We start from the raw sequence: 25219 nt of genomic DNA on the forward strand, positions 1-25219 counted from the left end.
AGCTTTTATCTTCTATATAAAACAGCTTTTAAAACTCGACTTGTACCGTGACCGTATCTTGATAAGTTCCCGCTGGTATCGTGTCTGCGTTTTCATCCACAATTTTCGTGGTAAACACATAATTCTGCTGCGTTACTCCATTATGTACGCCTGGATTAATCGTTGCATTTAAACTCGACCAACGCTCGTTACCGCTTCCCCATCGGTCATTCGATGAATTCTTGAAAATATCGTATTTTAAATATGTATTTCCCGTTTGTGACTTCATAGCTCGCTGGTTGCCGTTTTGCGGGGAAAGTCCATTATTTAAACTCACATAATATGGTGTATTTACCGAACAACGTATTCCCATAGACGACTGAACAGGTTCAAGCTTGGAAGCAAACGCCGCCGTACCAAAGTTTACGTCTTGAGCTAAAATTCGGCAGTCTGGCAGTACAGTAATTGAGAGTGAACCAAGCGAGTCTGCCCCACTTCCCCAGTTAAAACCAATACCTAATACCCCACGTTTAAACCCAGGGCTCTCAAAGAAGGCACCGATTCCCACAATCGCAACTGCGGGCACAGAATAGAACCATTTTACTTTTAACGGTGAGTCGGCTCGATAAACACCCGGCGATACACTTTGCCCAGCCGGAAGCCGTATGTAGAAAGGTAAATTGCCATCAGGCCCGCTAAAAAGATTGACCAGCGTAAAGCTACTCATATCTTTTTCTTGACCTAAACTAATGATTTCATTGTTACTGTCTAAAATAATGGCGTTAAGTTTTTCTCCGGTCTGAGCATTGGTAAATGAATTCGACATTTGCTCGACCCGATATTTTAGGTAGGTCATGTTTGCTAAAGCCAAGCTAAAACCCGTACACGACAAACCCGAATTAAATTGTGATGAGTTTTCACCGTTTTCCATTAAGTAAATAGACGGGACCGAAATAGAGGATGTACCTGAAGCGCTCACGCTACATGCAGCATGAGCCAAATTTCCCGTCAATATCAGTCCAGAGAACATGCATAAATGTCTGAGTAATTTTTTTGTTTTTATATTCATGGCAAAGATACCTCGTGACAAGTAACAGGTTTAACCACCACAATCTGCTGCTTGGCTTGTTCTACATCTACAGAAAAATCTGCTTTACAAATACTTTGGTCCGAACGCTGAACCGTTACGGTGTTATTCGGTTTTAAATTTTCTAAATAGACAATGCCATCCATTCCCACATAAGAAGACTCTTGATCAGCTCTATGTACTACAGACCCTACCGGCACAGGTTTGCCATCTGCCTGAGTCAAATAGACATTTGCAGAAATAGACTGATGAACAGGGAACTTAATCACAACGCCCGAACCGCGTTTAGCCGCTATCCGTTGTTCAACTTGTGTGATTGTAAAGTTTGAAGGTAAGTCGATTGGGTCGACGCTGTATTTACCCGAATAATAAGGTGTTACCGATGGCACAAAAATATGGCCTTTTTTATTACTGCGGCCAATTAAACTGTTTTCGTATCTGACCAGAACATCAGGCACTTGGTTTGTATCGATCAATGCAAAAGATTCACCTAATCGGTTTGAAGCAAATAAATCACCTGCCATATAAATTAGGGAACCGGATAGGCCAAACCAGTAGTTATAGTCATGGTTTCCAGACAGACCAAAGTCAGTATTAATATAACTGTTGCGATAATTGACGCGTGCCTGATTTAAATCTTCACTATTTTCATTAAAGCGTCGGGTTAAATCGACACCAAAACCACCTTCAGATGGAACAGAGCGGTTGAAGTTAACGTAGCCAGTATCGCCCTGCTTATTAAACGCATAACCTGAGTTAACAGTCGCGTTTCGCTGAAACAACGGTATCGAAAGCTGAAATGCAGCACTCCATTCTTTTTCGATGAAATCACGGTTGGCACTTAATGAAACAGTCACACCATTCATATAAGTCGGTAAAACAGGCGCCCAAGACAAGTTTAAAAAGCGATTTTTGAAGTCATTCGCCTTGGTATTGATATAACCAACGCCAAAAGTTCCTGAGTTTTTAGTGGCAAAGTAAGTATTGGCCGTTAGGCTTTTATTGCTATTAACTGAAATTAAATTGCTATATTGCAGCCGTGAAAGGTCAGTATATTCATCATCACGTTGGTTATGGTTAATGCTAAAACCAAACCGATTACGGTTATAGCTGTATCCAACTGTATATTGATTACCTTCCAAGTCTTTCGTTCGATCTTCAGACATAGATTTGTCGGCTTTACTTTGGGTAAAAGAGGCACTCAGCACACCTAAATTTGCAAGCTTGAGTACAGACCCAGCACCCCATAACTGTAAATCTGAAGAAAGTTCGGTGCGTCCTTCTACAGTCAGCCAGTCATTTACCCCATAACGGGCATCAGCTGCACTTGCAAATTTTCCATAAGAAAAATTCTTAAGTCCGTAGTCTTCTCGAATTTTTCCTAAAGACAATGAGTAATCAAATAAGCCGGGCTTGAGCAAAGTATTAGAAATATAAAATGGGACCGATGTTGTGACTTGACGCCCGACTGCATCAGTCGTAACCACAACGGCTTCCCCTTTACCGTTAATAAAAGGAACATTATTTAAAATAAACGGTCCAGACTGTACTTCTGTTGAGCTGGTTTTTTGCCCATTAATAATTAAGTCGACTGTACTTGGCAACGCGGCTTGCCCAATAAATTGTGGCAATGGATAGGTAATTAAATCCGGTCGGGTTGAATAGTTTCTCTGTACCTGAAAACCGCCTAGTCGAACAGAACTTCCCCACGTCGTTTTACTACCGGTAATAATGTCACCCAATAAAAAAGATGTAGCATTCTTTTGGTTATCAAACTGCCAAGATGTGTCATAACGACGATAGCCGTCATTATCTACAGACTCGGCGTTACCTTCATTTTTGTATTGGTTTTTGACATAGACACCAGAGTTTTTAATGACCCCTAACGGAGAGAAAAAACGCTGCTCAGTAAATAAACTACTGGTTGAACCGCCTTGATAGGGTCTATATGTATAAAAATCATAGTTATTGAGCAGCCCTATACCAGACTGAGCGACTTCCGGCTTATACCATGAGTCTTTACCCAAAACTTGAGTGGGCATCCAAGCGGGCGGAAAATTGAGCTTAAAGTATTGGTTCGAAGATTGATATTCATAACTTACATCTTTTAATTTATCTAAAGATATCCAATCACTCGCGTCACCACTAAACCCCAAGGTCAAAACATCTTGATTAGATAAAGATGTGTCAGTGTTTGTTAATAACTCTTGAGGGATCTTAATTTCTAATTCATCAATCAGCTTCTTTTTTTGTATGAAGTACTCATCATTTTTCACAATCACTGGCACAACTTGCTGGACTGAATATTGGTTCACAACCAAATCTAGGTACAGTTTAAAAAGTTGATTAATTTCATTAATGTCTCTTGGTGGTGGAGGCAAATCGCCTGCGAACACAGTATTTGGAATATTTAAACATCCACCCGACAATAAAATCAGCAAAATACTTTTGCATAAATTATTATGCCGAAGGATCATGATGGATCCTCCATTTTGGTGATTTCGATCAATTCTTGTTTAATACCAGAACTGTCTACACCATAAATTTTAGATGTTTTTGACAACTCATGTGCCGTTGACTGATCAATAGCAAACTTTACAGTGCTATTTGATAAAACATAGCCAAAAGCAGCCTTTCCTAAAGAGATATCATTACCTGTTTTTGAAGTTTTCAGTGCCGAAAGACGGGCAAACTTCTGACCATTATTTTTAAGATATAGCTCAGACTGGCCTTGTTGATTATTGCGGATTGACCACTGCAAAACCGGTTTTGCTAAAGCATTTTTTGCATTAAGTTTTTGACTTTCTTCGGTTAATCCACTGCCAATTCCTTTCCCATAAGCAAACAATGGAATTGAGTAACGCATTTGGAAACTTACTTTAGAAGCATCTTGCTCGTTGCCATCAGAAAGTCGAATTGGCAACTCATCTACAATCAGACGATATGACTGCTCTTTGCCATCCGGCAAATTGGCGCTTTTGGTTAAGCGAAGCATATGCTTCTCGCCTGCTTTAATTTTGGCTACAGGCGGGCTTGGTATAATTTCTGATTGCTCACTATAGTTATCTTTTAAGCCATCTTGATTCCATTTAAACACCCGAATTTGCACCATCGCATCGGTCTTACCCGTATTTTGAAGCCAAACCGCAGTTGCCTTTTCATTGGCTTCTATTTTTGGATAAATCGGCCAAATTAGAAAAGTTGCTTGTGCCATCACAGGTGTAACAAGTGATAATGTACTTGCAAATAAAAAAGATTTTAAAATGCCATTTTTAATAAATGCAGAATTGTTCATACAAATCACCATGTAATCATTATTGAAACAGTATCTTTATAAATTCCGGCCGTATGGGGTTCATTATTATTTTCTAAATCAACGACACCATATATTTCAAAATTTGCCAGACGGTTTGTAGGTGTTGTAGTAGGCAATAAATATTTATTACCTACAATATATTCATTAGATAAACTGCTAGAGTTATACAGTTTGTAAGATAAATAATTAGGGGATGAACCATTCTTCATACGTCTTGTATTATTTTGAAGGTTTTCACCACCATCTATAGAAATACTTACAGGTAAACTTTCCGTACAACGGATATTCCAAGAACCTTTGCTATTAATAACATTAGTCATTACTTTATTTTTTGATAAAGCAGAGTATTTACCAAAATCCATGTTTTGCTCAATATTATCTATTGAACAGCCATTTTCAATTTTAGCTTGTACTTTAAAACTTGAATTGAGCTGAGGATCTGCTGCATATATAAATTGACTAACAGATAGCAAAAATATTGCTTTAAAATATAAGTATTTCATTTTTCTTAAAACTCAATCGTAATTGGTACTATATCTTTATATTCACCCCTAGATATACGACTACCATCATGGGCTGCTTGACCAAAAATATCGATATTCTTTTTATTATTCATATCATTAAGAATAAAAGCTTCATTTGCTTTAATGACTTGTTTATTTAAACCATAGAGCAAGTTATAAGCAATAAAATCTCTACCATTACTTAAAGCATGATAATAATTTTGTGAAAATGAAGCTGGAATATTACTATCATTATTTCCTGCTCCAAATATTATTTTTACAGTTGAAATACCTGCACACTCGATCTGAAAACCTGAATTACCATTATTAACTAAACTAGCGTCTAAAACCCCTTTAAAAGCTGTGGTAGCTTCACCAAAATCTATAGTTCCAAAATTTAAATTTGCTGCATTATTTTCTACAACATTATTATTAACAGAACAAGAAGGCAATAATTCAATTTGACTAGTTAATTTAGCTCCAATTTCACCTGCATTTACTAAAGAAATTAAAAAATAAGAAATTATAAATGCCGAACCACGATTGAATATCATCTTCCCTCCATTTAAAACAGGTCTACTCATATTTGAGCAAACCTGCTACTCAATTAATTATTTCTTTTTTATATTTAGAAATTTACAGTGACTAATAGAGTATCTTTATAATCGCCTTGTGCTTTTGGTGTACCTGTGTTTGGAGCAATTGCACCGAAAATTGGTACAGCAGTAGCTTGGCCACTTACTGTAGTGAACTGTTGTGGTTGGTTTACAACATAAAGGTTTGTACGTGCAGCATCGCGATAAACGTTATATGCAACTACATCAGCAGAAGCAGTATTTTTTAAAGTACGGTCTGTACGTTCACCACCGTCAATTGCGACTGTAAAATCAACAGGATCTGTTCCGTCACAAGTCACAGAAATATTGCCACCTGTTGCTGCTGAAGCAACTTCAGCAGTTAATACGTTATTCCAAGTACCGGAAGTTTTACCAAAATCTAAAGTACCAAACTTGTTCATATTTCCTTCAGTTTGACTACCACCTACAGTACAGCCTGTTGAGATATTTAATTTAACGTCAACCTGTCCAGTAACAGCTGCTTGAGTATTTACCGCATAACCAGCAACTATTAATGCTGCAAGAAGTGATTTCTGAATGTTTTTCATATTCATAACCTACATATATAATGATTAGATTTGTAGAACAAAATGAATCAAACTCGACAAATAAAATATGGCTAATCTGTTTTATATATAAAACAAACTACCTTTTACTATTGTGTGATTCTCTTCACAATTTAATAACAATTATTTAACTTGTATACACATATTACAAAAAGACTATGTTGAGTTATTTAAAATCAATTTTTTTAATCTTACAAAAACTCCCAATTAAATACCCACCCCTACTTTATTAAAATGGCTAAAAATTAGAAAAAGAAATTATCTTTTTAACGATCATACTTTTTAAATAATTATTCAAATACAATTATTTATACACACAACAAAAACAAGTATTATTTGTTTTTATTAAAATAGGTAACATGACCTATTTTAACCCTACCTAAAGAAATAAAAATAAGTCATTTGACCCATTTTTTAACCATTAATTAGGTCGAATGACCTAGATTTAAAAAATATAGGTCGTTCGACCTAATTTTAGTTTAATAGAATTTAAATATTTTATTTATATTTTTTTAATTTCATGGTTTAGAATGCCTTTTTTTAAATAGTACTTACAGGCTGGATAATGATCAAAATTGATACCTTTGATACTATGCAAATAAAGAAGTCCTTTACCACTCTAAAAGGGCAAGAAAGAATAAAGCAGATCTTAAGAAATGCTGAAATAGTTTTTCTTACTAAAGGTTATTCCGGATTTAGTATGAGAGGAGTTGCAACTCAATCAAATATTAGTTTAAGTACTTTGCAACATTATTTTCAAAATAAAGATATTTTATTAAAAGCTTTACTTAATAAATTAATTTGTGACTATATACAGCGTATTGAAATTTTAATTAATTTGAATGCAAATGAACCACCTTTAATTCGGTTTATGAATATTATCACTAATATAATTTATGAAATAGAGCAACCGATCATCACAAATGCATTTAAAGAGTTTTTCTCTATTTCAGATCATTTGCCCTATGTATATGAAGCTTTGTCAATCATACAAAAGTATAATCTCGAACTTATCTATAAAATCATCCTACCCATTCATAATAAAATATCTTCAGAAGAATATAAAGAAAGAGCCATTATTATAATCACTCAACTTAATGGATATTTAGTTCAACATTCGAACAAAAATACAGATGAAAGTTATAAAGAATTTTTAAGAAGTATACTGTTAAAAAATATATTAAGATTAGTCAGTGAACCATAAATTTTAAAACATAGGAGCCAGTTCTCCTATGTTTTTAATATATGGTGGTGTTGTACTCAATTATTATATTACTGTGCGAAAGCTTTAATTTCACTTCGAATCAAAATATGTCGAGATGGAAAGTAAAAGCGATAAGCCAATTCGTAAGAGTCAAATAGAGCTAACTGAGATTGATGAGTTGCCCAATAATAGGCCGTCATTCCCTTTTCTTTCCTCACGTTTAAATAGTAAGGAACAGCAAAGTTGTTCGAAACAATCATAAAACTCATAGTACTTGATCTAGCTATTTAGTGGTTTTGGACAAAGTCAGCTTTAATTGAATCTAACGAACGTAATATGGGCGCCAACATAGACTCCGCAATTCGCATGGCTTCTGACTCAGACTTGTGTTGAATAGCTTGAACAAGTTCACTATGTATTTGCTGGTTTGGGTCAGGTAAATTTTTATTAGTCACTAGCTCTAAGGTGTATTGATAGCTTGAGTTTAAGAAATACTCATAAGTTGCCTGTAAAGCTTTATTATGAGTCGCCTTGGCAATTGCCAAATGTAGTTTCTTATCACTTAACATGAAGTTAGCAACATCTTGTTGATTTGTTGCTGCTCTATCTTCTAAACACGCTATAACATCGCGCATATCTTCAGGCGTGCTATGTCTAGCGGCTAATTTAGCAATTTCGATTTCTAATAAACATCGTACTTCTACGTGTTCATATAAATCAGAATGATGAATTGAATTAATCACAATCGAAAAGTCATTCTTCGTACGTACAAAAGTACCCAGCCCCTGTTTGACTTCTAAAACACCTAAATATTCTAAAATTTTAATTGCTTCACGAATGGTGTTTCGACCCACACCCAAACCTTGAACAAGCTCAGGTTCAGTCGGAATTTTCTCATCTACTTTCCAAATGTCATTTTTAATATTCTGACGTATGACATGAATCACTTCATCTACCAGAGATCTTTTTTGAATTTGCTCAATCATTAAAATTGGTACTAGTAATCTTAAACATACGGTGATACTATCATCCTATGTTTAATTGTTCAATTTCTCTTTCATGCATTTTTAAAGGTTGAGCTCATGGAATTAAGTCAGACAATTTCAAATCTTATTTTTGAAATTCAAAAGCTTACTCAAGCAGTCGAAAAAATTTCTAAAACCCAAGAAATTTCTGTAGATGTCTTAGATGAGGCAATTGCCTTTAGATGGGAAAGAGAAAATAACAAAGGTTCGCTCGTCGCGATCCGCAAACCTCAACTCATTTCTTTTAATCATCTGTGCAATATCGACAGCCAACTCACCAAAGTAAAGTTAAATACTGAAGCTTTTGCAAAAGGCTTGTTGGCAAATAATGTACTCTTGACAGGCTCACGTGGTACAGGCAAATCGTCTATTGTAAAAGCCTGTTTAAATGAATATCACCACTTAGGTCTTCGGGTGATTGAACTTGAGAAAAAGTATTTAGAAGATTTGCCTAAGATTATTAACTTACTACAAGACCGTACTGAGCGTTTTATCATTTTTTGTGATGACTTGGCCTTTGAAGCCGGTGACTCAAGTTACGCAACTTTAAAAACTGTATTAGATGGTTCACTGGCCTCTAGTTCAGACAATACACTCATTTATGCGACATCAAATCGAAAGCATATGGTGGCCGAATACAATAAAGATAATACCGAGTTAAATGTCGGGGAAAATGGCGAATTACGCCCAGGCGATAGCATTGAACAAAAGATTTCTTTAGCAGACAGATTTGGTTTACAAATTAATTTCTATGGCTTTAGCCAACAAGAGTATTTAAAAACAGTTCAATACTGGCTAAATGAATACAAATGGCAACAACGTGAAACTTGGGAAACGATTCAGTTAAAAGCTATTCAATATGCAACTCAGCAAGGCAACCGCTCAGGAAGAATTGCCAATCAATTTGCCAAAATGATTGTGGGCCAAGAAATGCTAAGTGCAGCAGATTTAACGGTTTAAGTTGTTGGCTATAAAATGCCCCATAAAAAAAGCCCTTACGGGCTTTTTTTAATTAAGCAATAAATTTCAACATAAGCTGAATCACAGTTGCATTAATCAAGTCGACAAAGAATGCACCACAAAGCGGAACAATTAAGAATGCTTTATGCGATGGGCCATACATATTGGTAATCGCCTGCATATTTGCAACGGCGGTTGGTGTAGCCCCCATACCGAAACCACAGTGACCTGCTGCCAATACTGCCGCATCGTAATTTTTCCCCATTACACGGAAAGTCACAAATGCTGCATATAAAGCCATAGTCAGTGTTTGAGCACCTAAAATAACCACAAGTGGACCTGCTAAGTCAGCAAGTTGCCAAAGCTTTAACGAAAGCAATGCCATTGCTAAATAAAGAGATAAAGACGCATTACCAAAAACGTCAATCGCGCGGTCAAAAATATCAACCTTCAACACGCTTTCTAAAATATTTCTTAAGATTACACCGCCACCAAGCGCCCAAACGAAAGTTGGTAACTCAAACCAAGTTCCCTTACTGAAGCCAGTCATAAATTCAGCAAATGCTAAACAGGCTGCAAACATACCAAGCGTGGTAATTGCATTGTCGGCAGTAATTAAACGAACTTGATGCGGGTTTTCAAACGGTGCAAGATCATCTGAATTTTGTTCAACATGCGTGTCACGCTGCTGAATCTCAGCATTGGTTTTTGCTTGAGCAAGGCTATAACGATTAATGAGCAATTTGGCTAAAGGACCACCAATAACACCACCAATAATCAAGCCAAACGTAGCACTTGCCATACCTAACGCTAAAGCACCCTGAATACCATGCTGGCTTTCTAGAATTTCACCCCACGCACCTGCTGTACCATGACCACCGGTTAATGTAATTGAACCTGCAATCAAACCAATAAGTGGGTCTAGACCCAATAAGGTTGCAAGGCTCATACCGACAGCATTTTGAACAACAATAAATGAGGCTACACAAATTAAGAAGATGACTAAAGCAGTACCACCCTCTTTAAGCTTCATAAAATTGGCACTTAAACCAATTGAAGCAAAGAACACGAGCATAAAGCTAGTTTGTAATTCACTACTAAAAACAATACTGTATCCCCAAAAAGTGTGGACAAGTAAAGAAACTACCGCAGCGACCAAACCACCTGCTACTGGTTCAGGGATATTATAACGTTTTAAAAAATCAATCCGATTGACAAGAAAGCGACCCAACAATAGAACGATGACCGCCGAAATTAGTGTATAAAAACCATTAAAAACAAATTCCATATATACTACTTTCTGATTACATTCCTAACGGATTGTAAAATAATTATATTTTATTTTTTAATATGTAAAAAAAACACAAATAAACTTTACAAAATTACTCTACCAATAAATTTTTACTATTCTTAAGAATAGCTTAAATTTTTAAATATTTTATACAAAATCATACCCTATTATTTAATTTATCAATCATTTCAAAATCTTATGTAAAGAAATCATTAATTTAGTATAACTTCACTTTGATCTCTTAAACAGAAAATCCTGTCTTTTAGGTCACTGAACTCATCTTTTATTCCCTTTAATATCCGCAAAAGACCAGCTCGTTATTTGCTCTGGGCAACATCTTTATAGGTTTTATATTCAATGAGTTTATTGCTTAAAGTTCGACAGAATGTTCCACAGGTACAGTCGATTAAAACATCTCTTAAAAAGCGTGCTGGTCAGAAAATACCTCACATGCTCTCCAATGCATCAGATCTGTTTTTTAGAGGGTCGGAAATTGCCCTGTCAGGAAAAACACCTTTTGATGTAATTTATAAGCATGAAATTATAAGCCTTCGCCATTATAGAAATGAGACAGAAGCATCAGCCAAACACCGTGTGCCGTTAGTGATTGTTCCACCTTTAGCTGTGAACATGCTCATTTACGATTTGTTCCCTACCCGCAGTCTCATACGTTATTTTTTAGATCAAGGCTTCGAAGTTTATTTAATAGACTGGGGCGTACCTACCCGCAATCAAGCCAAATACAATTTTGGCACCTACGTAAAAGTCTTTATGCCTGAAATGTTAAAGCAGGTCCGTATACATAATGGGCAACAACAGCTTTCATTACATGGCTGGAGCTTAGGCGGCGCACTTTCACTTTGCTATACCGCGTTATTTAAAGATAAAAATATTAAGAATCTGATGATTCTTGCTTCCCCGATCGACACACATAAAGCAGGTTATATGGGTAAGCTCTATGGAAGTCTGACTAAACCTGCACAGTGGGTCCGTAAGCATACGCCTTTTCGTATTCGCCAACATGTACCAAGTGAAGTGTTTCATATTCATGGATGGCAAAACACACTCGGTTTTAAATTAACGGACCCCATTGGCAATTTAAAAACCTATTGGCAACTTCTTAAAAATCTGGATAACCGAGAATTTATTGTTGACCACGCTACCTCTAGTTCATTTATCGACAATATGCTGGCCTATCCGGGTGGCGTTATGCGCGACATTATTTTACGTTTCTGGATTGATAATGAACTCTCAACAGGTGTAATCAAATTTGGGGAACTTACAGCTTATTTAAAAGATATTGATTGTTCAGTGTTGGCTGTAGGTGGAGATACAGACATTATTGTGACCGCCGATGCTGTTAAGCCCCTTATGGATTTAATTAGTAGCCAAGATAAAACATTCAAAACTGTGCCCGGCGGCCATATGGGCGTAGTGTCCGGTAGCCAAGCTCCGACCTCTGTTTGGCCTGAAATGAGTAATTGGCTGGCTACGCGTTCAGATTAATCAATTCAAACGTTAATGAAAAACCAGCCTGTTAAACCTTAGGCTGGTTTTAATGCACACTAAATTTTTAAAGTTTTTGCACAAATCTTCTAGAACTACTTTTATCTCTTTTATATTGTTTCAGGGGACTAAAATTAAAAGTTTATAGGTCAGTGCTTATGAGTAGTAACTGGGTGGATATTTCAAAAGATACCAATACGGGTATCGAAACAATCCGTGCTCATTTTACTGGCCATGCTTATGATCCCCATTGGCATTCAAGTTATTTAATTGGTGTAACTGAATCTGGCATTCAACAATTTCATTGCCGTAAAAAGCAAATCAATAGTCATGCTGGGCAAGTCTTTATGCTTGAGCCAGAAGAAATTCATGATGGACATGCGCCTGCATCTGATGGTTTTACCTACCAAATGCTTTATCTACATCCAGAATGGTTAAAGCAACGCCTTCAAGGTTTGTTTCACAACAGCCCCGATCATTACGAACTAGTGATTGATGCGCCATTAAAATCCGATGATCAACTTGCAATCATTACTTCGCAAGCATTTCGACACTTACACTATAAAGAAATGAATATTGTGAAAGACAATAGTCTAGATGTGCTTATTCAATATATTGCCCAAGGTAAATGGTTAAAAAAAGCTTCTCAATCTTCTTGTATTCATGTTCCCCAGATCGCCCATCAAATCCGAGATATTCTGCATGATCATTTATTTGAAGATATTGGGTTAGAAGATATATCACGTATGGTGGGACTAGACCGTTACCATATTCACCGTATTTTTAAATCCACTTTTCATTTAGCTCCTCATCAATATCTTATTCAACTGAGACTTACACGAGCACGTGATTTACTCGCTAGAAGTATTTCTCCAGCACAAGTTGCTTCTGATTTATGTTTTTCAGACCAAAGTCATTTAAGTCGTTGGTTTAAACGCTGTTATGGACTAACACCAGCCGCTTACAGAAAAATCTGCACAAATCTTCAAGATTAAAAATCTTAATTATTTCATCTTGTCTCTCCCAATTAACTAAGGTAGACAAGATGGAAAACCTTACTGCATTTTCATTATTTGCAATTGTTGCCTCAATTACTCCAGGCCCGACCAACTTTATAATTTTAAGTTTAAGTAGTCATTATAAAATTTCTAAAACACTTCCCGTTATTTTAGGTTCTTGTATTGGAGCGGCCTTACTTGTATTAGTGGTTGGTATTGGCCTTGGCTCCACTATTCTGGCTTACCCTGTTATTCAAAAAATTATGACATGGGGTGGTTTAATCTGGCTTACTGTTCTAGCTTGGAAACTATATAACTACAATCCTGTTATCTCTTTAGAAAAAAATGAACAATACCCTCCTATTGGTTTTAAAGCTGCATTTTTAATGCAAGCGATTAATCCTAAAACATGGATGATGGCTTTTGCAGTTATTAGCGTCTATACAAAACAGGGACAAGATATCTTGATAAATGTCTCAATTTTATCCTGCATTTTTTTACTTATAGCATTTCCTTGTCTCTACCTATGGGCCTTAGTAGGCAGACTAAGTACTCGGCTTCTTTCAAAACCCAAGCATATAAATATTTTTAACAAAATAATGGCTATTATATTACTAGCCTCGGTCTGGTGGCCCATGTTCTCTATATTTTGATCATCAAAATCTAATCAAAATAGATAAGGAAATCTATTTTTAACAAACATATTTTAAATTTATAAGTTCAAATTATTACTTCCCATTATACAAATTATAAAAACTCATATTAACCAACTTTTTAATAATAATATTTTTAATTCATCAAATTTTATTTAAAAATAATAATTGAATATCTGATGTTACTTTTTGTTATTTATGTAAAGACCATCCCAACAATAATTTTAAATAAACATATGTAAAATATAAATTTTTATTCATACAACTTTGTAAAATTAGGTTATTTTTTATACAAATGTAGGCAATGTCTCACAATTATGTAAGCCAAAACTTACAACATAATTGATTGTTTTTCCTATAATTAATTTCAGTACATATAAGCACTCTTTACTATTAAATAGAAAGCTGAATATTAATAAAGAGATCTGGAGAAAATGATAAAGTCATCTTTATTAATATAAAAAGTCTCAATAATAGAAAAAGAATCTCAAAAAATGAATATGTACTATCTTTCCTCTGGAAACAGAGGAAAGATTACTTTTTAAATCTTCAGATAGGATATAAAGAATGTTTATTGCAAAAAATATATTTGTATATTTACTATCAATGTTAGCTTTATGCTTACTAATTATTCTTTTTAACTATCTAGGAATGAATCAGACACTAAATCTCATCATTTCTTCAGCGCTCTTTGGAATATTTATTACTTGGTACTACAAAGGAAGCGGACTGTGTATTGCCCTTTTTAGCTTTTTTTACTGGGCAATGTTTGTGATTAGTCAAAGTTTAGAAGTGATATGGATGCTGTCGATTTCAGTAATTGTCTATTTAGTCATGACACAAATCGTACCTAAACTCAAACACATCCATATCGGTATTGCATCTAATAGCTAGAACGGGTTTACTCCCCGATTCACCATTCCAACTTTTTTAACCGTATTCATCTTAGTTTGCTCTGCAATTAAGAGTTCATTTAAGAAAAATTTGAGGTTTTGCTGGTTCAGCAAAAGCGGGTTAAAGGTATTCTCTCCCATGTTAAGAAAGAAAGCTTCAATAGTTGTATTACGCTGCACGTATTTCATTGACCAACGCTGAAAAGAGTGTTCATCAATGGAGTATGTGCATAACCATTTAATATTATAATGCCTTTGATCTTTTTGAATTTTTTCAAATAATCTTTCAACGACCTCTTGTTCGCCTTCTAGACATTGAAAAAATGCATTATCGGCATAATAAAGCACCCCACAAATCCCGTTTAAATCGTTGAAATCACGAGCTTCTGTCAGAATATCACGTAAATCTTGTAGCAAATCTTCATTTTTTTCATTTCGTTGGCTGGCATAACACAGGCGAACGTTCATAAGACTTCCGTGAAATATAAAATTTCATTATTAATGGAATTTTCAACTTAACATACCTTTATTTAAAATACTTTATATTTCATTATTATAAAAAATTTATAAGCTTGCTTATTTCAATAAAAAAGCCCGAATCTAGTTCGAGCTTTTTATTTAAAATGAAAAATTAGTTAACACGTTCAATTTGTAATACTTCAATTTCAGTCGGTTTAACGCGGTGGGTATCAACCTCACCTACAATACGCACTTTATCTCCAACCTTTAACTGCCAACCATTTGCCAAATCATCATCGACATCAATCACGATTGAACCTGTTTTGTCTTTAAATTCATAATGGTCGCCAGCGATATGCTTAACGATAGTACCAGTTAAGGTTACTCCTGTTTCATCAGCTAAAGTTTTAGCTTTTGAAACAGTGACTACATTTTTTGCTGCTTGATTAAGTAAAGTGGGATCTGTTCTTGCAAATGCTGCACTACTAGTTAATAAAACAAGTCCAGTGAGTGTGGTAAATAATATTTTTTTCATGAATGTTCTCCTCGTTATTTTATCTATAGCTATCTAAACAATTTGTGAAAACCGTGAGTTTTAGCTTTTGTGATTTTTTGTGTCATCGTGTCAGATATACAGCACTATTGTTGAGAAGGTCTTTGCGTTGGCCTAGATATTTGTATGGTCATAATGAAAAAAAACCACATCGGGTGATGTGGCAAAAAGGTATAGCTCAATGAACACTAAACTACTATATATAACAGAGGATCTGAGTTTAGAATATATTTTAATTATTAAAATAATCTTAAGAAAATAAGTTTAATTAAAGATTTTCTAAAAATTTTGATAAACCTTCCGGCGCTCTTCCTTCGAGTCGACTACTGGTAGTTACTCGGACTAAATTACTCCATGTAATATTACAGCACTGCCTTATCAGTTTTTGAATGAGTGAAATATCTTCATGACAAGGAACAGGTTCAAAACCGCCTACTTGCATATAAGCAGCAGCACTAAAACTTAAATTTGCGCCATGAATATGGTGATGATTCATACAATCCTGATAATGCGATAAATATTTTTTTTGTTTCATAACTGATAAACGGCTAAGGTCATCTAAAGTCACAATGCCACAAATTGCATCTGTAGGTTGATGCAAAATCTGGCAGCGTAACCAGTCAGGGCTGACCACACTATCAGCATCTGTACAAGCCAGCCAAGTTGCGCCGTTTTGAATAAGTTGGCGGATACCTAAGTCCCGTGCCTTTCCGACACATGCATAATTACATTCAATCCAGCTTACTCCGTAGCGCTGTACAATTGAGCGCGACTGATCCGTACAACTATCAAGTACAACCATAACCTCGACTTGTTCATCCGGTACTTTTTCAATCGCCTCCTGAATTGATTGCAAACAGGCGGGCAAATGTTGCTCTTCATTATGCGCTGGAACTACAACACCTATTTTCATCGTAATTGTTCTCGCTGAGCTATTGATGAAGGATTAACCGTCCAAACATCGACCATAAAGTCCGGATCGTTCAGACTTAAATAGTGATGAAATGGAAAAGATTGTTGAAAGCTTTGATGGACTTTTTGGGCATTCAATTCAAAATCTTGAATATCATGTCGCCAATGGCAACACAAAATTTCCCCTTCCGGGTTTAAGGCCTGTTTTAACTGTTCAATAAACTCACCTAACTCATCGAATGTGAGGTAGTACGCCACTTCGCTAATTACAATCAGGTCAAATTTTAGTTCATAAAAATCTTCAGGTATTTTTCTATTTTCAACAGTCACATGTTCAAATGCTTCTAACCGTTGGGATGCGAGCTGAACGGCTTGCTCCGACACATCAATACATAACAGACGAGCAGCGCGCTGAGCCAGATAAACACTTAAATGCCCATTTGAACAACCAATTTCTAAAACTCTTTCGTAGTGTGGTCGCGTTAATAATGCAAGGCAGATTTGTCTTTTACGGGCTTCATACCAGTGATAGTCATAGCCCCATGGGTCATTATTACTACGATACAACTCTTCAAAATACACACGAGAATGAATCACTCAGATATACCTCATAAGGCATTAAAAGACGGCTAATCGCACTTGAGGATAAAACGGCGGAATTTCCTGTGCTCTCATCGGCTTCAAGTTGTGTTTTAAATTGCATAACCGCCTGATGTTTTTTAATTAACTGGTTTTCAGTTAAGGCATAAGCTTTTGCTTTGGACCAGTTAATTCGTGTGTCAAAAGGCTCTGCCCAATGCCATGCCCAAATCAATACATGCAAACATAGTAAGTCCCGAGCTTCGGCAAAAGCTTGTACTGTTTTCCCGACCGCCTCATGATCTGGATGGCCATCAAGTGCATAGCTACAAATTAAAATATCTTCGGGCTGAACTATTTGGCTAAGCGCCTGATTCAATTGATCAGTCTGTAAATGAATTTGACCATCCATTAGATTTAAACCAATCCGTTCAGAAAAAGCTGAAATACCTAAAGTATTTAAAGCAGCCAGTGTTTCTTGCGGACGTAAATCGTTCAATTGGTCAGGAGTATATTTCACTGAATGAGGATGGCTTTGTGTTCCATTACTGACTGCCAAAATGACAATATGGCAGTTTTGCTCGACTAGCTGCTGCATTAAACCGCCACAACCCAGCACTTCGTCATCAGGATGCGGAGCAACAATCACCACTCTTTTAGACTGAAACAACTTTAAATTCAGCCGATCTAAAGGATTTTTTTTAAATGCCTCAAGCCACATGAATTCGGGTGTGCCTTCACCTGAAATCATACGGTCCTCTACTAAGGGATGCTTCAAAGTTCCCATAAGCTTTTCTCCGGTAAACAGAGCTCAGCAATAGACTCATAATCAAAAGCCGCATGGCTCTGTCGGATAAATACTGGTAAATCAGCGATGAGCTGTGAAAATGTAGGCTCTTCACAATAAGGACGCGCGCCCAAAGCTTTACCAACGAGTTGAATAACACTCTGGCAGCATTGTTCTGTTTGGGCACGTAATATACGGATTTCACGCTCATGGCTGAGCGCAGGCTCATCATCAATGAGCTTGGCAATATATTGAAAATACTGTTTGGTTACAGAGAGCTGTTGAGCCAACTGCCCTAAATACATTTTTTTAAATGCGTTTGGGTTAAGGGTGCAACTTTTATGTAAGAAGCTAACCAAGCGTACCGCGGCACCATACCAACAAGCCGCAACACCAGCAGCACCATGCCAAAAACCCGGACGCTCCAAATAGCAATTTGGCAGTCCGATAGGAATAACAGGAGTATTGTCAAAATGCACTTGAGCTGTTTGGGTTCCCTGCATACCGACTGCTTGCCAGTGGCTCAAGTCAACATGAACAGAGGGATGAGCCAAATCAACGATACAAAGCTGTGCTTGGCCTTCTTTGTCCTTATAACTCATTAGGGCTTTTTGAATAAACTCTGCACCTGAGCACCAGGTTTTTATGCCATTACAGTGATTGTTCTGGACCTGTACAGGTGCCGGACCACCCTCTGCTGCCCATACCGCCCAAATCTGATCATCGATTTCGTCTTGATAGCCCAATTCATTTAGAATACTTAAAGCATCATGATGTGACTCAAATAATTTAGCGAGACTTAAATCATACCCTGCAATTTGAGCAAATAATTGCCATCGCTGATAGGTATGACCTGAAGCTGGATAAGGCAAACTTTTAGATAAACTTACCAATTGGTAGAGTAAATCTTGGCGGAGCTGACTTTTGTTTTCGGCCTGAGCATGTTCAAATTCATTCAACATACTCAAGATTGTCATATTTATAGATATTTTAATATTCATTACAAATAATTATTCAAAAGTATTCACTTAAACATATCGAAATAATTCTGTTTAATTAAAGATATAAAATGTAATAAAAAGATATTTTATATAACTTTATTCAAGGAATATTTCTTTTTATTTCATTGTTACCTAAATATATCGCTTAAGTGAAATTATAAAATAATCATGTAAGGTTTATTAAAAATTAAGGATTTCTGCCGTTTTATCCAGTAATTTAGTTTCTACCGTTTTTCTATTTCCAAAGAAGAGGTCAAAGATGAATACTTTAAATATTAATGATATTAAAAAACATGCAGACGTTATTGCTTCTTGTGGCACCAAAGTAGGAACTGTCGATCATCTTGAAGGTGAAAATCAGTTAAAACTCACCAAAGATGAAAATGATCAACATCATCTTATCCCTACTTCTTGGATTGGTGAGGTAAAAGAAGATCAAGTCATTTTAAATAAAAACTCAGAAGAAGTTAAAGAAAACTGGCAAGCGATTTAAACATCTTTGCTCAGTTAGCTTTTAACTCTTTATATTATTATAAAAATCCAACTACAATTAAAATAAAATAATTAGAATTAAAAAAAGTAAAAAGCTCCTTTTTATTAAGGAGCTTTTTATTTATATGGTTAAAAATTAATTTAATATTTATAAATTACTCTGATTGATCGCAACCGAACGGGTTGCTTTACGCTTTCGGGTCACAAACAAACCGCAAACCACCACACCTAAGGTTACACCTAAAGATAGAGTCGTTTCATAACTATAGGCTGGTGAGAAGAACATATAAGCCAATACACTTAAAATAATGATAATCACAAACCAAGTCAGCCATGGGAATAACCACATTTTAAATGGAATTTCCGCTCCAGCCGCTTCTAGCTTATGTCTTAAACGTAGTTGCGAAAACGCAATAACCAAGTACACGAGTAAAGCAATTGACCCTGTGCTTGAGAGCAATAAGCCAAAGACTTTTCCAGGAAATACATAGTTAATGACACAGCATACTAAACCAATAAAAGTTGAGGAAAACACCGCAATTGCCGGTACACCGGCATAGTTCACTTTAGTGACTGCCTGTGGTGCTTCATTACGTGTTCCCAAACGAAATAACATACGAGAAGACGTATAAATTGCCGCATTCATACAGCTCGCCACGGCGATAAACACGACCGTATCAATAATAAGTTTAGTGCCTGGTACGTTTAAGCTCATTAAAACGTATTGGAATGTCCCGTACTTTTGTAAGTCCGGTGAACGCCAATCGACAAGTGAAACCGCAATAAACATTGAGACCACGAAAAAAAGAATAATACGGTACAACACCAAATTGGTGGCACGTCTAATTTTTTGTTTAGGGTTAGATGACTCTGCTGCGGCAATCGAAACAATTTCCACACCAAAGAATGAAAATGCCGTAATTAAAATGGCAGATAAAATTCCTCCCATACCGTGCGGCATAAAACCAGCGTTGTTGTATAAATTGGCAACACCACTGACATTTTTAGCTAAAGGCCAAATACCTGAAATTGCCAAAATACCAATAATAATGAAACCAATAATGGCTACCACTTTGACCAAAGAAAACCAGAACTCAAGCTCACCAAAACTTTTGGTACTAAAAAAGTTGGCTAAGCTTAAGAACACAATAAAGCAAAATGCATAGATAGAAACCGAAACGCTCGGAAACCACGAATGTAAAATTTCAGCACCTGCGATGGCTTCTACCGGAATCGCAAGTACCCAAAACCACCAATATAACCAACCAATGGTAAAGCCTGCCCACGGGCCAATGGCTTTACGGGCATAGGTAGAAAAGGAACCAGTATCTGGCTCTAAAACGGCCATTTCACCTAACATACGCATAACCAGAAAAACCATAATGCTGGTAATCAGGTACGCAAGAATCACCGCTGGGCCTGCTTTGGCAATTGCAGAAGATGAACCGACAAATAAACCTGCACCAATAACACCGCCAATACTAATCATTGTGATATGGCGATTTGAAAGTCCTTCGCCTAATTTTTTTGTTCTATCATTATTCATATTTCATTCCTTAAAAATATATCCATAAAAACAATCTATTACATGTTCAAAATCCTATGTTATGAAAAAGGGAAAACCTAATGTTTTCCCCTTGTTGCAATAATTAATTTAAAGTTGGCATTGAGAACTGTTTTGCTTCACGGACTTGAGCCGAAGGCCAGCGCTGTGTAATGGTTTTACGGCGTGTGTAAAAACGGACACCATCTGGACCATACGCATGTAAATCACCAAATAACGAACGTTTCCAGCCACCAAAGCTATGATAAGCCACAGGTACTGGTAAAGGCACATTAATACCCACCATACCGACTTGAATATGACTGCTAAAATAGCGTGCTGCCTCACCGTCACGGGTATAGATACAAGTACCGTTACCATATTCATGGTCATTAATGAGTTGCATCGCTTCTTGCATGGTATTTACACGCATAACTTGCAACACAGGACCAAAAATCTCTTGCTGGTAACTGGTCATGTTTGGTGTGACTTGATCAATTAAAGTTGGCCCAACAAAGAAACCTTTTTCATAGCCTGCCGGTTTTGCATCGCGGCCATCGACCACAATTTTTGCGCCTTGCTGCTCTGCGCTTTGAATATAAGCCTGCACTTTGTCTTTATGCGCTTGGGTAATAAGTGGTCCAAAGTCGTTGCTTGCATCTGCATAGTTGCCGAACTTCAATTTTTTCATTTCCTGAGTCAGCTTATCAATCACAACATCGGCAACTTCATCTCCAATGGCAACCGCAACCGAAAGTGCCATACAACGTTCGCCAGAAGAGCCAAAAGCTGCACCTAATAATGAAGTCACTACGTTATCAATATCGGCATCAGGCATAATGATCGCATGATTTTTTGCACCGCCTAATGCTTGACAACGTTTGCCCGTTGAAGTCGCTGTACGGTAAATATATTCAGCAATTGGTGTTGAACCCACAAAGCTGACTGCCTGAATACGAGGATGGTGCAATAAGGCATCTACCGCCTCTTTGTCACCATTCACCACATTAAACACGCCGTCAGGCAAACCTGCCTGTTTTAATAATTCTGCAAGGTATAAAACCACAGAAGGTGCTTTTTCAGAAGGTTTTAAAATAAAGCAGTTACCGCAAACCAGTGCCATTGGGAACATCCATAACGCCACCATGGCCGGGAAGTTAAACGGTGTAATTCCAGCAACAACACCTAACGGCTGGAACTCACTCCATGAGTCGATATCTGGTCCGACATTTTTTGAATATTCCCCTTTTAAAAGCTCCGGTGCGCCGCAAGCATATTCAACATTTTCAATACCACGTTGCAGTTCGCCTTGAGCATCATGAGAAATTTTACCGTGCTCTTGCCCAATCAAAGCGCAAATCTTTTCGGCATTTTGCTCTAATAATTGTTTGAACTTAAACATGACACGTGCACGTTTAATGACCGGTGTATCTCGCCATGCAGGAAATGCTTGTTCGGCCGCCTGAACTGCTTCATTTACCGTTTGTGCATCTGCAATTTCGACTTCTTTACTAATTTCACCCGTCGCAGGATTGTAAACTGGCTGTTTTCTTGCCGTTTTAGATACAATTCTTCCTTGAATGAAATGCCCTAGCACTTTTTTGGCTTGTTCACTATGCGTACTATTTTCAGTTGAAACTTCGTCATAGCTAAAATCTTCTAGGCCATTTGTCATTGTTGTTACTCCTTACTACAATTAGTTTTCAGATCAAACTGTATTTTTCATTTAGATTTTGAAGATGGGTCTGTTGACATTACAGACTTCGGTAAAATGCCTAATAAAGCTTAATTCACTTGATAAAGCGCATCGCCTACAGCATTCATTAAGCGGTCAATATCTGCTTCTGTACTATTAAACATTGGACCGAACTGAAGCGTGTCGCCACCAAAGCGAACATAGAAACCTTCTTTCCAGAGTTTCATACCTATTTCAAAGCCTCGAATGGTGGCATCACCATCACGCGGAGCTAACTGCAAAGCACCAATCAAGCCACAGTTACGAATGTCTAAAATGTGCGGTGCGCCTTTTAAACCATGCAGCATTTTTTCAAAACTTGGTGCCAACGCTGCCGATTGAGCCAGCAGGTTTTTCTTCTCTAAAATTTCAAGCGCAGCTAAAGCGGCAGCACAAGCAACCGGATGTGCCGAATAGGTATAGCCGTGGGTAAATTCAATGGCATGTTCGGGTAGGTCCTGCTGCATAAAGGCAGAATAAATTTCATGGCTTGCCACCACTCCACCTAAAGGAATAGCACCATTGGTCACCTGTTTCGCAAAGTTCAAAATATCTGGTGTTACCCCAAAATATTCTGCCGCCGTCCACGTTCCTAAACGCCCAAAACCTGTAATCACCTCATCAAAAATTAACAAGATGTCATGCTCATCACAGATTTCTCTTAAACGTTGTAAATAGCCTGTTGGCGGCACAATACAACCCGCAGAACCAGAAATAGGCTCCACAATGACGGCTGCAATATTTGAAGCATCGTGTAGCTCAATTAACTTAAGCATTTCATTGGCAAGTTCTACCCCGCCTGTTTCTGCACAGCCTTTGGTAAAAGTTAAATCAGGTTGCAAAGTATGAGGTAAATGGTCTACATCCATAAGTTGTCCAAACATTTTACGGTTGCCGCCAATCCCACCTAAACTTGTCCCTGCAACGTTCACACCATGATAGCCACGGGCGCGACCAATCAATTTGGTTTTACTTGGTTTACCTTTAATGCGCCAATAGGCACGTGCCATTTTTATAGACGTATCTGCCGACTCCGAACCTGAGTTGGTAAAGAAAACGTGTTGTAGTTTTCCAGGCATATGCTGAACAATTTTATCTGCCAGCTTAAAAGAAAGCGGATGACCAAACTGGAACGCTGGTGAGTAGTCGAGCTGACCTAATTGAGCACTTACCGCTTGTTGAATTTCAGGCAAGCTATGACCTGCACCACACGTCCATAAGCCTGAAAGTGAATCGAATATTTCACGGCCAGAATCATCAATTAGGTACGATCCTTTGGCACCCACAATCATACGTGGGTCTTTAGCAAAGTTTCGGTTTGCTGAAAAAGGCATCCAGTGTGCCTGATAATTTATGTGCATATTATTATTGGTTTGAACCGCGTCCAAAGTATGTTCAGAGTCGCTGAATTTATCCGTATCAAACATAACCATTCCTGTTTATTTTCAAATTATGGTTTGAGTGTACATAGCGAGATAAGTTTGATAAATTCAAATTATCTTGAGTTTAGATTTAAAAAAACAAAACTAAATGAAACCTAAAAAATTAAATCAAGTTACTGATTTTGATATAAAACTTCTCAAAATATTTAAAACGGTTTGCGACTGTCACAGCTTTACATCTGCAGAAAGTATTTTAGGTATTAGCCGCTCTGCAATTAGTTTGCATATGAGTGATTTAGAAAATCGTCTGGGCATTCGGCTGTGCCAACGTGGCCGTGCCGGCTTTGCCCTGACCGATGAAGGACGGGAAATTTTAGAATATATCGAAGTGCTGACAGCAGCCATTGAAGACTTCCGTTCTAAAGTCAATCAAATGCATAACCGTCTTAAGGGTGAATTTAATATCGGCATTATTAACAACCTTGTGACTATGCCTAGAGGCTATATCACCAACACCTTGACACAACTTGCCGAGGAACATGCCGAGGTTATTATTAATATCAGTATGAGCACCCTTTCAGATATTGAGTGCCGTGTACTTGATAACCGTTTGCACGCAGGTGTTATCCCCCTTGTTACGCCTTTGTCTGGTTTAGACTATTTCGATTTATATAGTGAAAGTTCATTTTTATATTGCGGCAAAAATCATCCTTTATTTAACCAATGTAGCAACATTCATTTAAATGAATTAAAAAAATGGCAAGCCATTCTTCCTAATTATGCAATTACCTCGGAAGCAGCCAAATTGCATCAGCTTTTAGATTGTAAAGCGACGGCAAGTGACCGCGAAGGTATTGCCTTTCTCATTTTAACCGGAAAATTTTTAGGTTTTTTACCCGACCACTATGCAAAAAAATGGGTTGAAGATGGTGTTATGCAACCTATTTTAAAAGATAAAATGCACTACAGCACCCCTATATGCTTAATTACTCATAAGGGTAAAAATCACAATAATATTTTAAAAACCTTTATGGAAATGCTTGAGAAGCGAATAGCTAACAATTAAAAGTACCAAATATTTCAGTAGAATTTATATTTATTAGTATAATTTAATCTCCTATTTTTATTAATAAAAATATATAATTTTTATTTCACATTAGAGATAACTACATAAGGTC

26 protein-coding genes are annotated in these 25219 nt (G+C 36.8%); 8 read left to right on the top strand and 18 right to left on the bottom strand.

All coding sequences use genetic code 11. The annotated features are described in order from the left end of the window. Window positions 1-28 precede the first annotated feature (28 nt). The 6 genes from csuE to csuAB all read right to left on the bottom strand — a co-directional run bounded on the left by csuE (window position 29) and on the right by csuAB (window position 6050). Window positions 29-1048, bottom strand: coding sequence for a Csu fimbrial tip adhesin CsuE (gene csuE, locus EGS71_RS05795; RefSeq protein WP_002016113.1), 1020 nt, complete (start codon window positions 1046-1048; stop codon window positions 29-31). Further along, window positions 1045-3543: a Csu fimbrial usher CsuD gene (gene csuD / locus EGS71_RS05800; RefSeq protein ID WP_000603306.1), complete on the bottom strand. Its 2499-nt coding sequence runs from the start codon at window positions 3541-3543 to the stop codon at window positions 1045-1047. Before csuD ends, csuE begins: the two co-directional genes overlap by 4 nt. Beyond that, a complete protein-coding gene (gene csuC, locus EGS71_RS05805; protein ID WP_004712917.1) occupies window positions 3540-4373 on the bottom strand; it encodes a Csu fimbrial biogenesis chaperone CsuC in 834 nt (277 codons plus the stop codon). The genes csuD and csuC overlap by 4 nt, the downstream gene beginning before the upstream one ends. Next, window positions 4367-4885 carry a Csu fimbrial biogenesis protein CsuB gene (gene csuB / locus EGS71_RS05810; RefSeq protein WP_000876479.1) on the bottom strand — a complete coding sequence of 173 codons (519 nt, stop codon included), beginning with the start codon at window positions 4883-4885 and terminating at the stop codon, window positions 4367-4369. Before csuB ends, csuC begins: the two co-directional genes overlap by 7 nt. A gap of 5 nt (window positions 4886-4890) precedes the next feature. Then, a complete protein-coding gene (gene csuA / locus EGS71_RS05815) occupies window positions 4891-5439 on the bottom strand; it encodes a Csu fimbrial biogenesis protein CsuA (protein ID WP_000577006.1) in 549 nt (182 codons plus the stop codon). Between the two features lie 74 nt (window positions 5440-5513). Next, on the bottom strand, window positions 5514-6050 hold the full coding sequence (csuAB, locus tag EGS71_RS05820) for a Csu fimbrial major subunit CsuAB (RefSeq protein ID WP_000790104.1): 537 nt from the start codon (window positions 6048-6050) through the stop codon (window positions 5514-5516). Between the two features lie 583 nt (window positions 6051-6633). Here csuAB and EGS71_RS05825 point away from each other — a divergent pair. Then, window positions 6634-7272: a TetR/AcrR family transcriptional regulator gene (locus EGS71_RS05825; protein ID WP_000590088.1), complete on the top strand. Its 639-nt coding sequence runs from the start codon at window positions 6634-6636 to the stop codon at window positions 7270-7272. Between the two features lie 68 nt (window positions 7273-7340). On the opposite strand, the gene EGS71_RS05830 is transcribed toward EGS71_RS05825, so the two are convergent. Next, complete coding sequence (locus EGS71_RS05830; RefSeq protein ID WP_000637306.1) at window positions 7341-7532, bottom strand: hypothetical protein; 192 nt, start codon at window positions 7530-7532, stop codon at window positions 7341-7343. A gap of 27 nt (window positions 7533-7559) precedes the next feature. Continuing rightward, window positions 7560-8258: a FadR/GntR family transcriptional regulator gene (locus tag EGS71_RS05835; RefSeq protein WP_000572515.1), complete on the bottom strand. Its 699-nt coding sequence runs from the start codon at window positions 8256-8258 to the stop codon at window positions 7560-7562. A 96-nt stretch (window positions 8259-8354) separates the two neighbouring features. On the opposite strand from EGS71_RS05835, the gene EGS71_RS05840 reads away from it, so the two are divergent. Further along, the gene (locus EGS71_RS05840) at window positions 8355-9257 is read left to right on the top strand and encodes an ATP-binding protein (RefSeq protein ID WP_000423651.1); all 903 of its coding nucleotides are present in this window, start codon (window positions 8355-8357) and stop codon (window positions 9255-9257) included. Between the two features lie 52 nt (window positions 9258-9309). On the opposite strand, the gene gltS is transcribed toward EGS71_RS05840, so the two are convergent. Then, a complete protein-coding gene (gene gltS / locus EGS71_RS05845) occupies window positions 9310-10545 on the bottom strand; it encodes a sodium/glutamate symporter (RefSeq protein WP_000397471.1) in 1236 nt (411 codons plus the stop codon). Between the two features lie 360 nt (window positions 10546-10905). On the opposite strand from gltS, the gene EGS71_RS05850 reads away from it, so the two are divergent. The 4 genes from EGS71_RS05850 (at window position 10906) to EGS71_RS05865 (ending at window position 14599) form a co-directional block, all read left to right on the top strand. Continuing rightward, complete coding sequence (locus EGS71_RS05850; RefSeq protein ID WP_000054920.1) at window positions 10906-12054, top strand: alpha/beta fold hydrolase; 1149 nt, start codon at window positions 10906-10908, stop codon at window positions 12052-12054. A gap of 158 nt (window positions 12055-12212) precedes the next feature. Continuing rightward, a complete protein-coding gene (locus EGS71_RS05855) occupies window positions 12213-13049 on the top strand; it encodes an AraC family transcriptional regulator (RefSeq protein WP_000097865.1) in 837 nt (278 codons plus the stop codon). Window positions 13050-13099: 50 nt separating this feature from the next. Further along, window positions 13100-13705 (top strand): LysE family translocator, encoded by a 606-nt coding sequence (locus EGS71_RS05860; RefSeq protein ID WP_000429462.1) that lies wholly within the window; start codon window positions 13100-13102, stop codon window positions 13703-13705. A 567-nt stretch (window positions 13706-14272) separates the two neighbouring features. Continuing rightward, a complete protein-coding gene (locus EGS71_RS05865; RefSeq protein WP_000469224.1) occupies window positions 14273-14599 on the top strand; it encodes a hypothetical protein in 327 nt (108 codons plus the stop codon). On the opposite strand, the gene EGS71_RS05870 is transcribed toward EGS71_RS05865, so the two are convergent. From EGS71_RS05870 to EGS71_RS05895, 6 genes are all read right to left on the bottom strand, one after another. Then, the gene (locus EGS71_RS05870) at window positions 14596-15066 is read right to left on the bottom strand and encodes an AnBLUF65 family BLUF photoreceptors (RefSeq protein ID WP_001102890.1); all 471 of its coding nucleotides are present in this window, start codon (window positions 15064-15066) and stop codon (window positions 14596-14598) included. The genes EGS71_RS05865 and EGS71_RS05870 overlap by 4 nt on opposite strands. A gap of 163 nt (window positions 15067-15229) precedes the next feature. After that, on the bottom strand, window positions 15230-15592 hold the full coding sequence (locus EGS71_RS05875; protein ID WP_000721829.1) for a NirD/YgiW/YdeI family stress tolerance protein: 363 nt from the start codon (window positions 15590-15592) through the stop codon (window positions 15230-15232). A gap of 286 nt (window positions 15593-15878) precedes the next feature. Further along, window positions 15879-16523, bottom strand: coding sequence for a glycosyltransferase (locus EGS71_RS05880; RefSeq protein WP_000690471.1), 645 nt, complete (start codon window positions 16521-16523; stop codon window positions 15879-15881). Further along, window positions 16520-17119, bottom strand: coding sequence for a class I SAM-dependent methyltransferase (locus EGS71_RS05885; RefSeq protein ID WP_000581928.1), 600 nt, complete (start codon window positions 17117-17119; stop codon window positions 16520-16522). Before EGS71_RS05885 ends, EGS71_RS05880 begins: the two co-directional genes overlap by 4 nt. Continuing rightward, window positions 17094-17888, bottom strand: coding sequence for a PIG-L deacetylase family protein (locus EGS71_RS05890; protein WP_000536980.1), 795 nt, complete (start codon window positions 17886-17888; stop codon window positions 17094-17096). Before EGS71_RS05890 ends, EGS71_RS05885 begins: the two co-directional genes overlap by 26 nt. After that, complete coding sequence (locus tag EGS71_RS05895; RefSeq protein ID WP_000931128.1) at window positions 17876-18850, bottom strand: hypothetical protein; 975 nt, start codon at window positions 18848-18850, stop codon at window positions 17876-17878. Before EGS71_RS05895 ends, EGS71_RS05890 begins: the two co-directional genes overlap by 13 nt. A gap of 298 nt (window positions 18851-19148) precedes the next feature. Here EGS71_RS05895 and EGS71_RS05900 point away from each other — a divergent pair, with 298 nt between their 5' ends. Further along, window positions 19149-19382 (top strand): DUF2171 domain-containing protein, encoded by a 234-nt coding sequence (locus EGS71_RS05900; RefSeq protein WP_001094391.1) that lies wholly within the window; start codon window positions 19149-19151, stop codon window positions 19380-19382. A gap of 147 nt (window positions 19383-19529) precedes the next feature. Here the strand turns inward: EGS71_RS05900 and EGS71_RS05905 are convergent, their stop codons facing one another. From EGS71_RS05905 to EGS71_RS05915, 3 genes are all read right to left on the bottom strand, one after another. Continuing rightward, on the bottom strand, window positions 19530-20927 hold the full coding sequence (locus EGS71_RS05905; RefSeq protein ID WP_001058177.1) for an amino acid permease: 1398 nt from the start codon (window positions 20925-20927) through the stop codon (window positions 19530-19532). A gap of 103 nt (window positions 20928-21030) precedes the next feature. After that, complete coding sequence (locus EGS71_RS05910) at window positions 21031-22599, bottom strand: CoA-acylating methylmalonate-semialdehyde dehydrogenase (RefSeq protein ID WP_000181279.1); 1569 nt, start codon at window positions 22597-22599, stop codon at window positions 21031-21033. A 110-nt stretch (window positions 22600-22709) separates the two neighbouring features. After that, a complete protein-coding gene (locus EGS71_RS05915) occupies window positions 22710-24092 on the bottom strand; it encodes an aspartate aminotransferase family protein (protein ID WP_085944093.1) in 1383 nt (460 codons plus the stop codon). A 97-nt stretch (window positions 24093-24189) separates the two neighbouring features. Between EGS71_RS05915 and EGS71_RS05920 the strand changes: the two genes are divergently transcribed. After that, the gene (locus EGS71_RS05920; protein ID WP_000802861.1) at window positions 24190-25107 is read left to right on the top strand and encodes a LysR family transcriptional regulator; all 918 of its coding nucleotides are present in this window, start codon (window positions 24190-24192) and stop codon (window positions 25105-25107) included. Window positions 25108-25219 lie beyond the last annotated feature (112 nt).

Source organism: Acinetobacter sp. FDAARGOS_559 (assembly GCF_003940475.1).
Classification (GTDB): domain Bacteria; phylum Pseudomonadota; class Gammaproteobacteria; order Pseudomonadales; family Moraxellaceae; genus Acinetobacter; species Acinetobacter baumannii.

Coding starts and splice junctions, on each gene's coding strand:
- csuE (WP_002016113.1), bottom strand. CDS start 1,048: ATGAATATAAAAACAAAAAAATTACTCAGACATTTATGCATGTTCTCT.
- csuD (WP_000603306.1), bottom strand. CDS start 3,543: ATGATCCTTCGGCATAATAATTTATGCAAAAGTATTTTGCTGATTTTA.
- csuC (WP_004712917.1), bottom strand. CDS start 4,373: ATGGTGATTTGTATGAACAATTCTGCATTTATTAAAAATGGCATTTTA.
- csuB (WP_000876479.1), bottom strand. CDS start 4,885: ATGAAATACTTATATTTTAAAGCAATATTTTTGCTATCTGTTAGTCAA.
- csuA (WP_000577006.1), bottom strand. CDS start 5,439: ATGATATTCAATCGTGGTTCGGCATTTATAATTTCTTATTTTTTAATT.
- csuAB (WP_000790104.1), bottom strand. CDS start 6,050: ATGAAAAACATTCAGAAATCACTTCTTGCAGCATTAATAGTTGCTGGT.
- EGS71_RS05825 (WP_000590088.1), top strand. CDS start 6,634: ATGATCAAAATTGATACCTTTGATACTATGCAAATAAAGAAGTCCTTT.
- EGS71_RS05830 (WP_000637306.1), bottom strand. CDS start 7,532: ATGATTGTTTCGAACAACTTTGCTGTTCCTTACTATTTAAACGTGAGG.
- EGS71_RS05835 (WP_000572515.1), bottom strand. CDS start 8,258: ATGATTGAGCAAATTCAAAAAAGATCTCTGGTAGATGAAGTGATTCAT.
- EGS71_RS05840 (WP_000423651.1), top strand. CDS start 8,355: ATGGAATTAAGTCAGACAATTTCAAATCTTATTTTTGAAATTCAAAAG.
- gltS (WP_000397471.1), bottom strand. CDS start 10,545: ATGGAATTTGTTTTTAATGGTTTTTATACACTAATTTCGGCGGTCATC.
- EGS71_RS05850 (WP_000054920.1), top strand. CDS start 10,906: ATGAGTTTATTGCTTAAAGTTCGACAGAATGTTCCACAGGTACAGTCG.
- EGS71_RS05855 (WP_000097865.1), top strand. CDS start 12,213: ATGAGTAGTAACTGGGTGGATATTTCAAAAGATACCAATACGGGTATC.
- EGS71_RS05860 (WP_000429462.1), top strand. CDS start 13,100: ATGGAAAACCTTACTGCATTTTCATTATTTGCAATTGTTGCCTCAATT.
- EGS71_RS05865 (WP_000469224.1), top strand. CDS start 14,273: ATGTTTATTGCAAAAAATATATTTGTATATTTACTATCAATGTTAGCT.
- EGS71_RS05870 (WP_001102890.1), bottom strand. CDS start 15,066: ATGAACGTTCGCCTGTGTTATGCCAGCCAACGAAATGAAAAAAATGAA.
- EGS71_RS05875 (WP_000721829.1), bottom strand. CDS start 15,592: ATGAAAAAAATATTATTTACCACACTCACTGGACTTGTTTTATTAACT.
- EGS71_RS05880 (WP_000690471.1), bottom strand. CDS start 16,523: ATGAAAATAGGTGTTGTAGTTCCAGCGCATAATGAAGAGCAACATTTG.
- EGS71_RS05890 (WP_000536980.1), bottom strand. CDS start 17,888: ATGGGAACTTTGAAGCATCCCTTAGTAGAGGACCGTATGATTTCAGGT.
- EGS71_RS05895 (WP_000931128.1), bottom strand. CDS start 18,850: ATGTTGAATGAATTTGAACATGCTCAGGCCGAAAACAAAAGTCAGCTC.
- EGS71_RS05900 (WP_001094391.1), top strand. CDS start 19,149: ATGAATACTTTAAATATTAATGATATTAAAAAACATGCAGACGTTATT.
- EGS71_RS05905 (WP_001058177.1), bottom strand. CDS start 20,927: ATGAATAATGATAGAACAAAAAAATTAGGCGAAGGACTTTCAAATCGC.
- EGS71_RS05910 (WP_000181279.1), bottom strand. CDS start 22,599: ATGACAAATGGCCTAGAAGATTTTAGCTATGACGAAGTTTCAACTGAA.
- EGS71_RS05915 (WP_085944093.1), bottom strand. CDS start 24,092: ATGGTTATGTTTGATACGGATAAATTCAGCGACTCTGAACATACTTTG.
- EGS71_RS05920 (WP_000802861.1), top strand. CDS start 24,190: ATGAAACCTAAAAAATTAAATCAAGTTACTGATTTTGATATAAAACTT.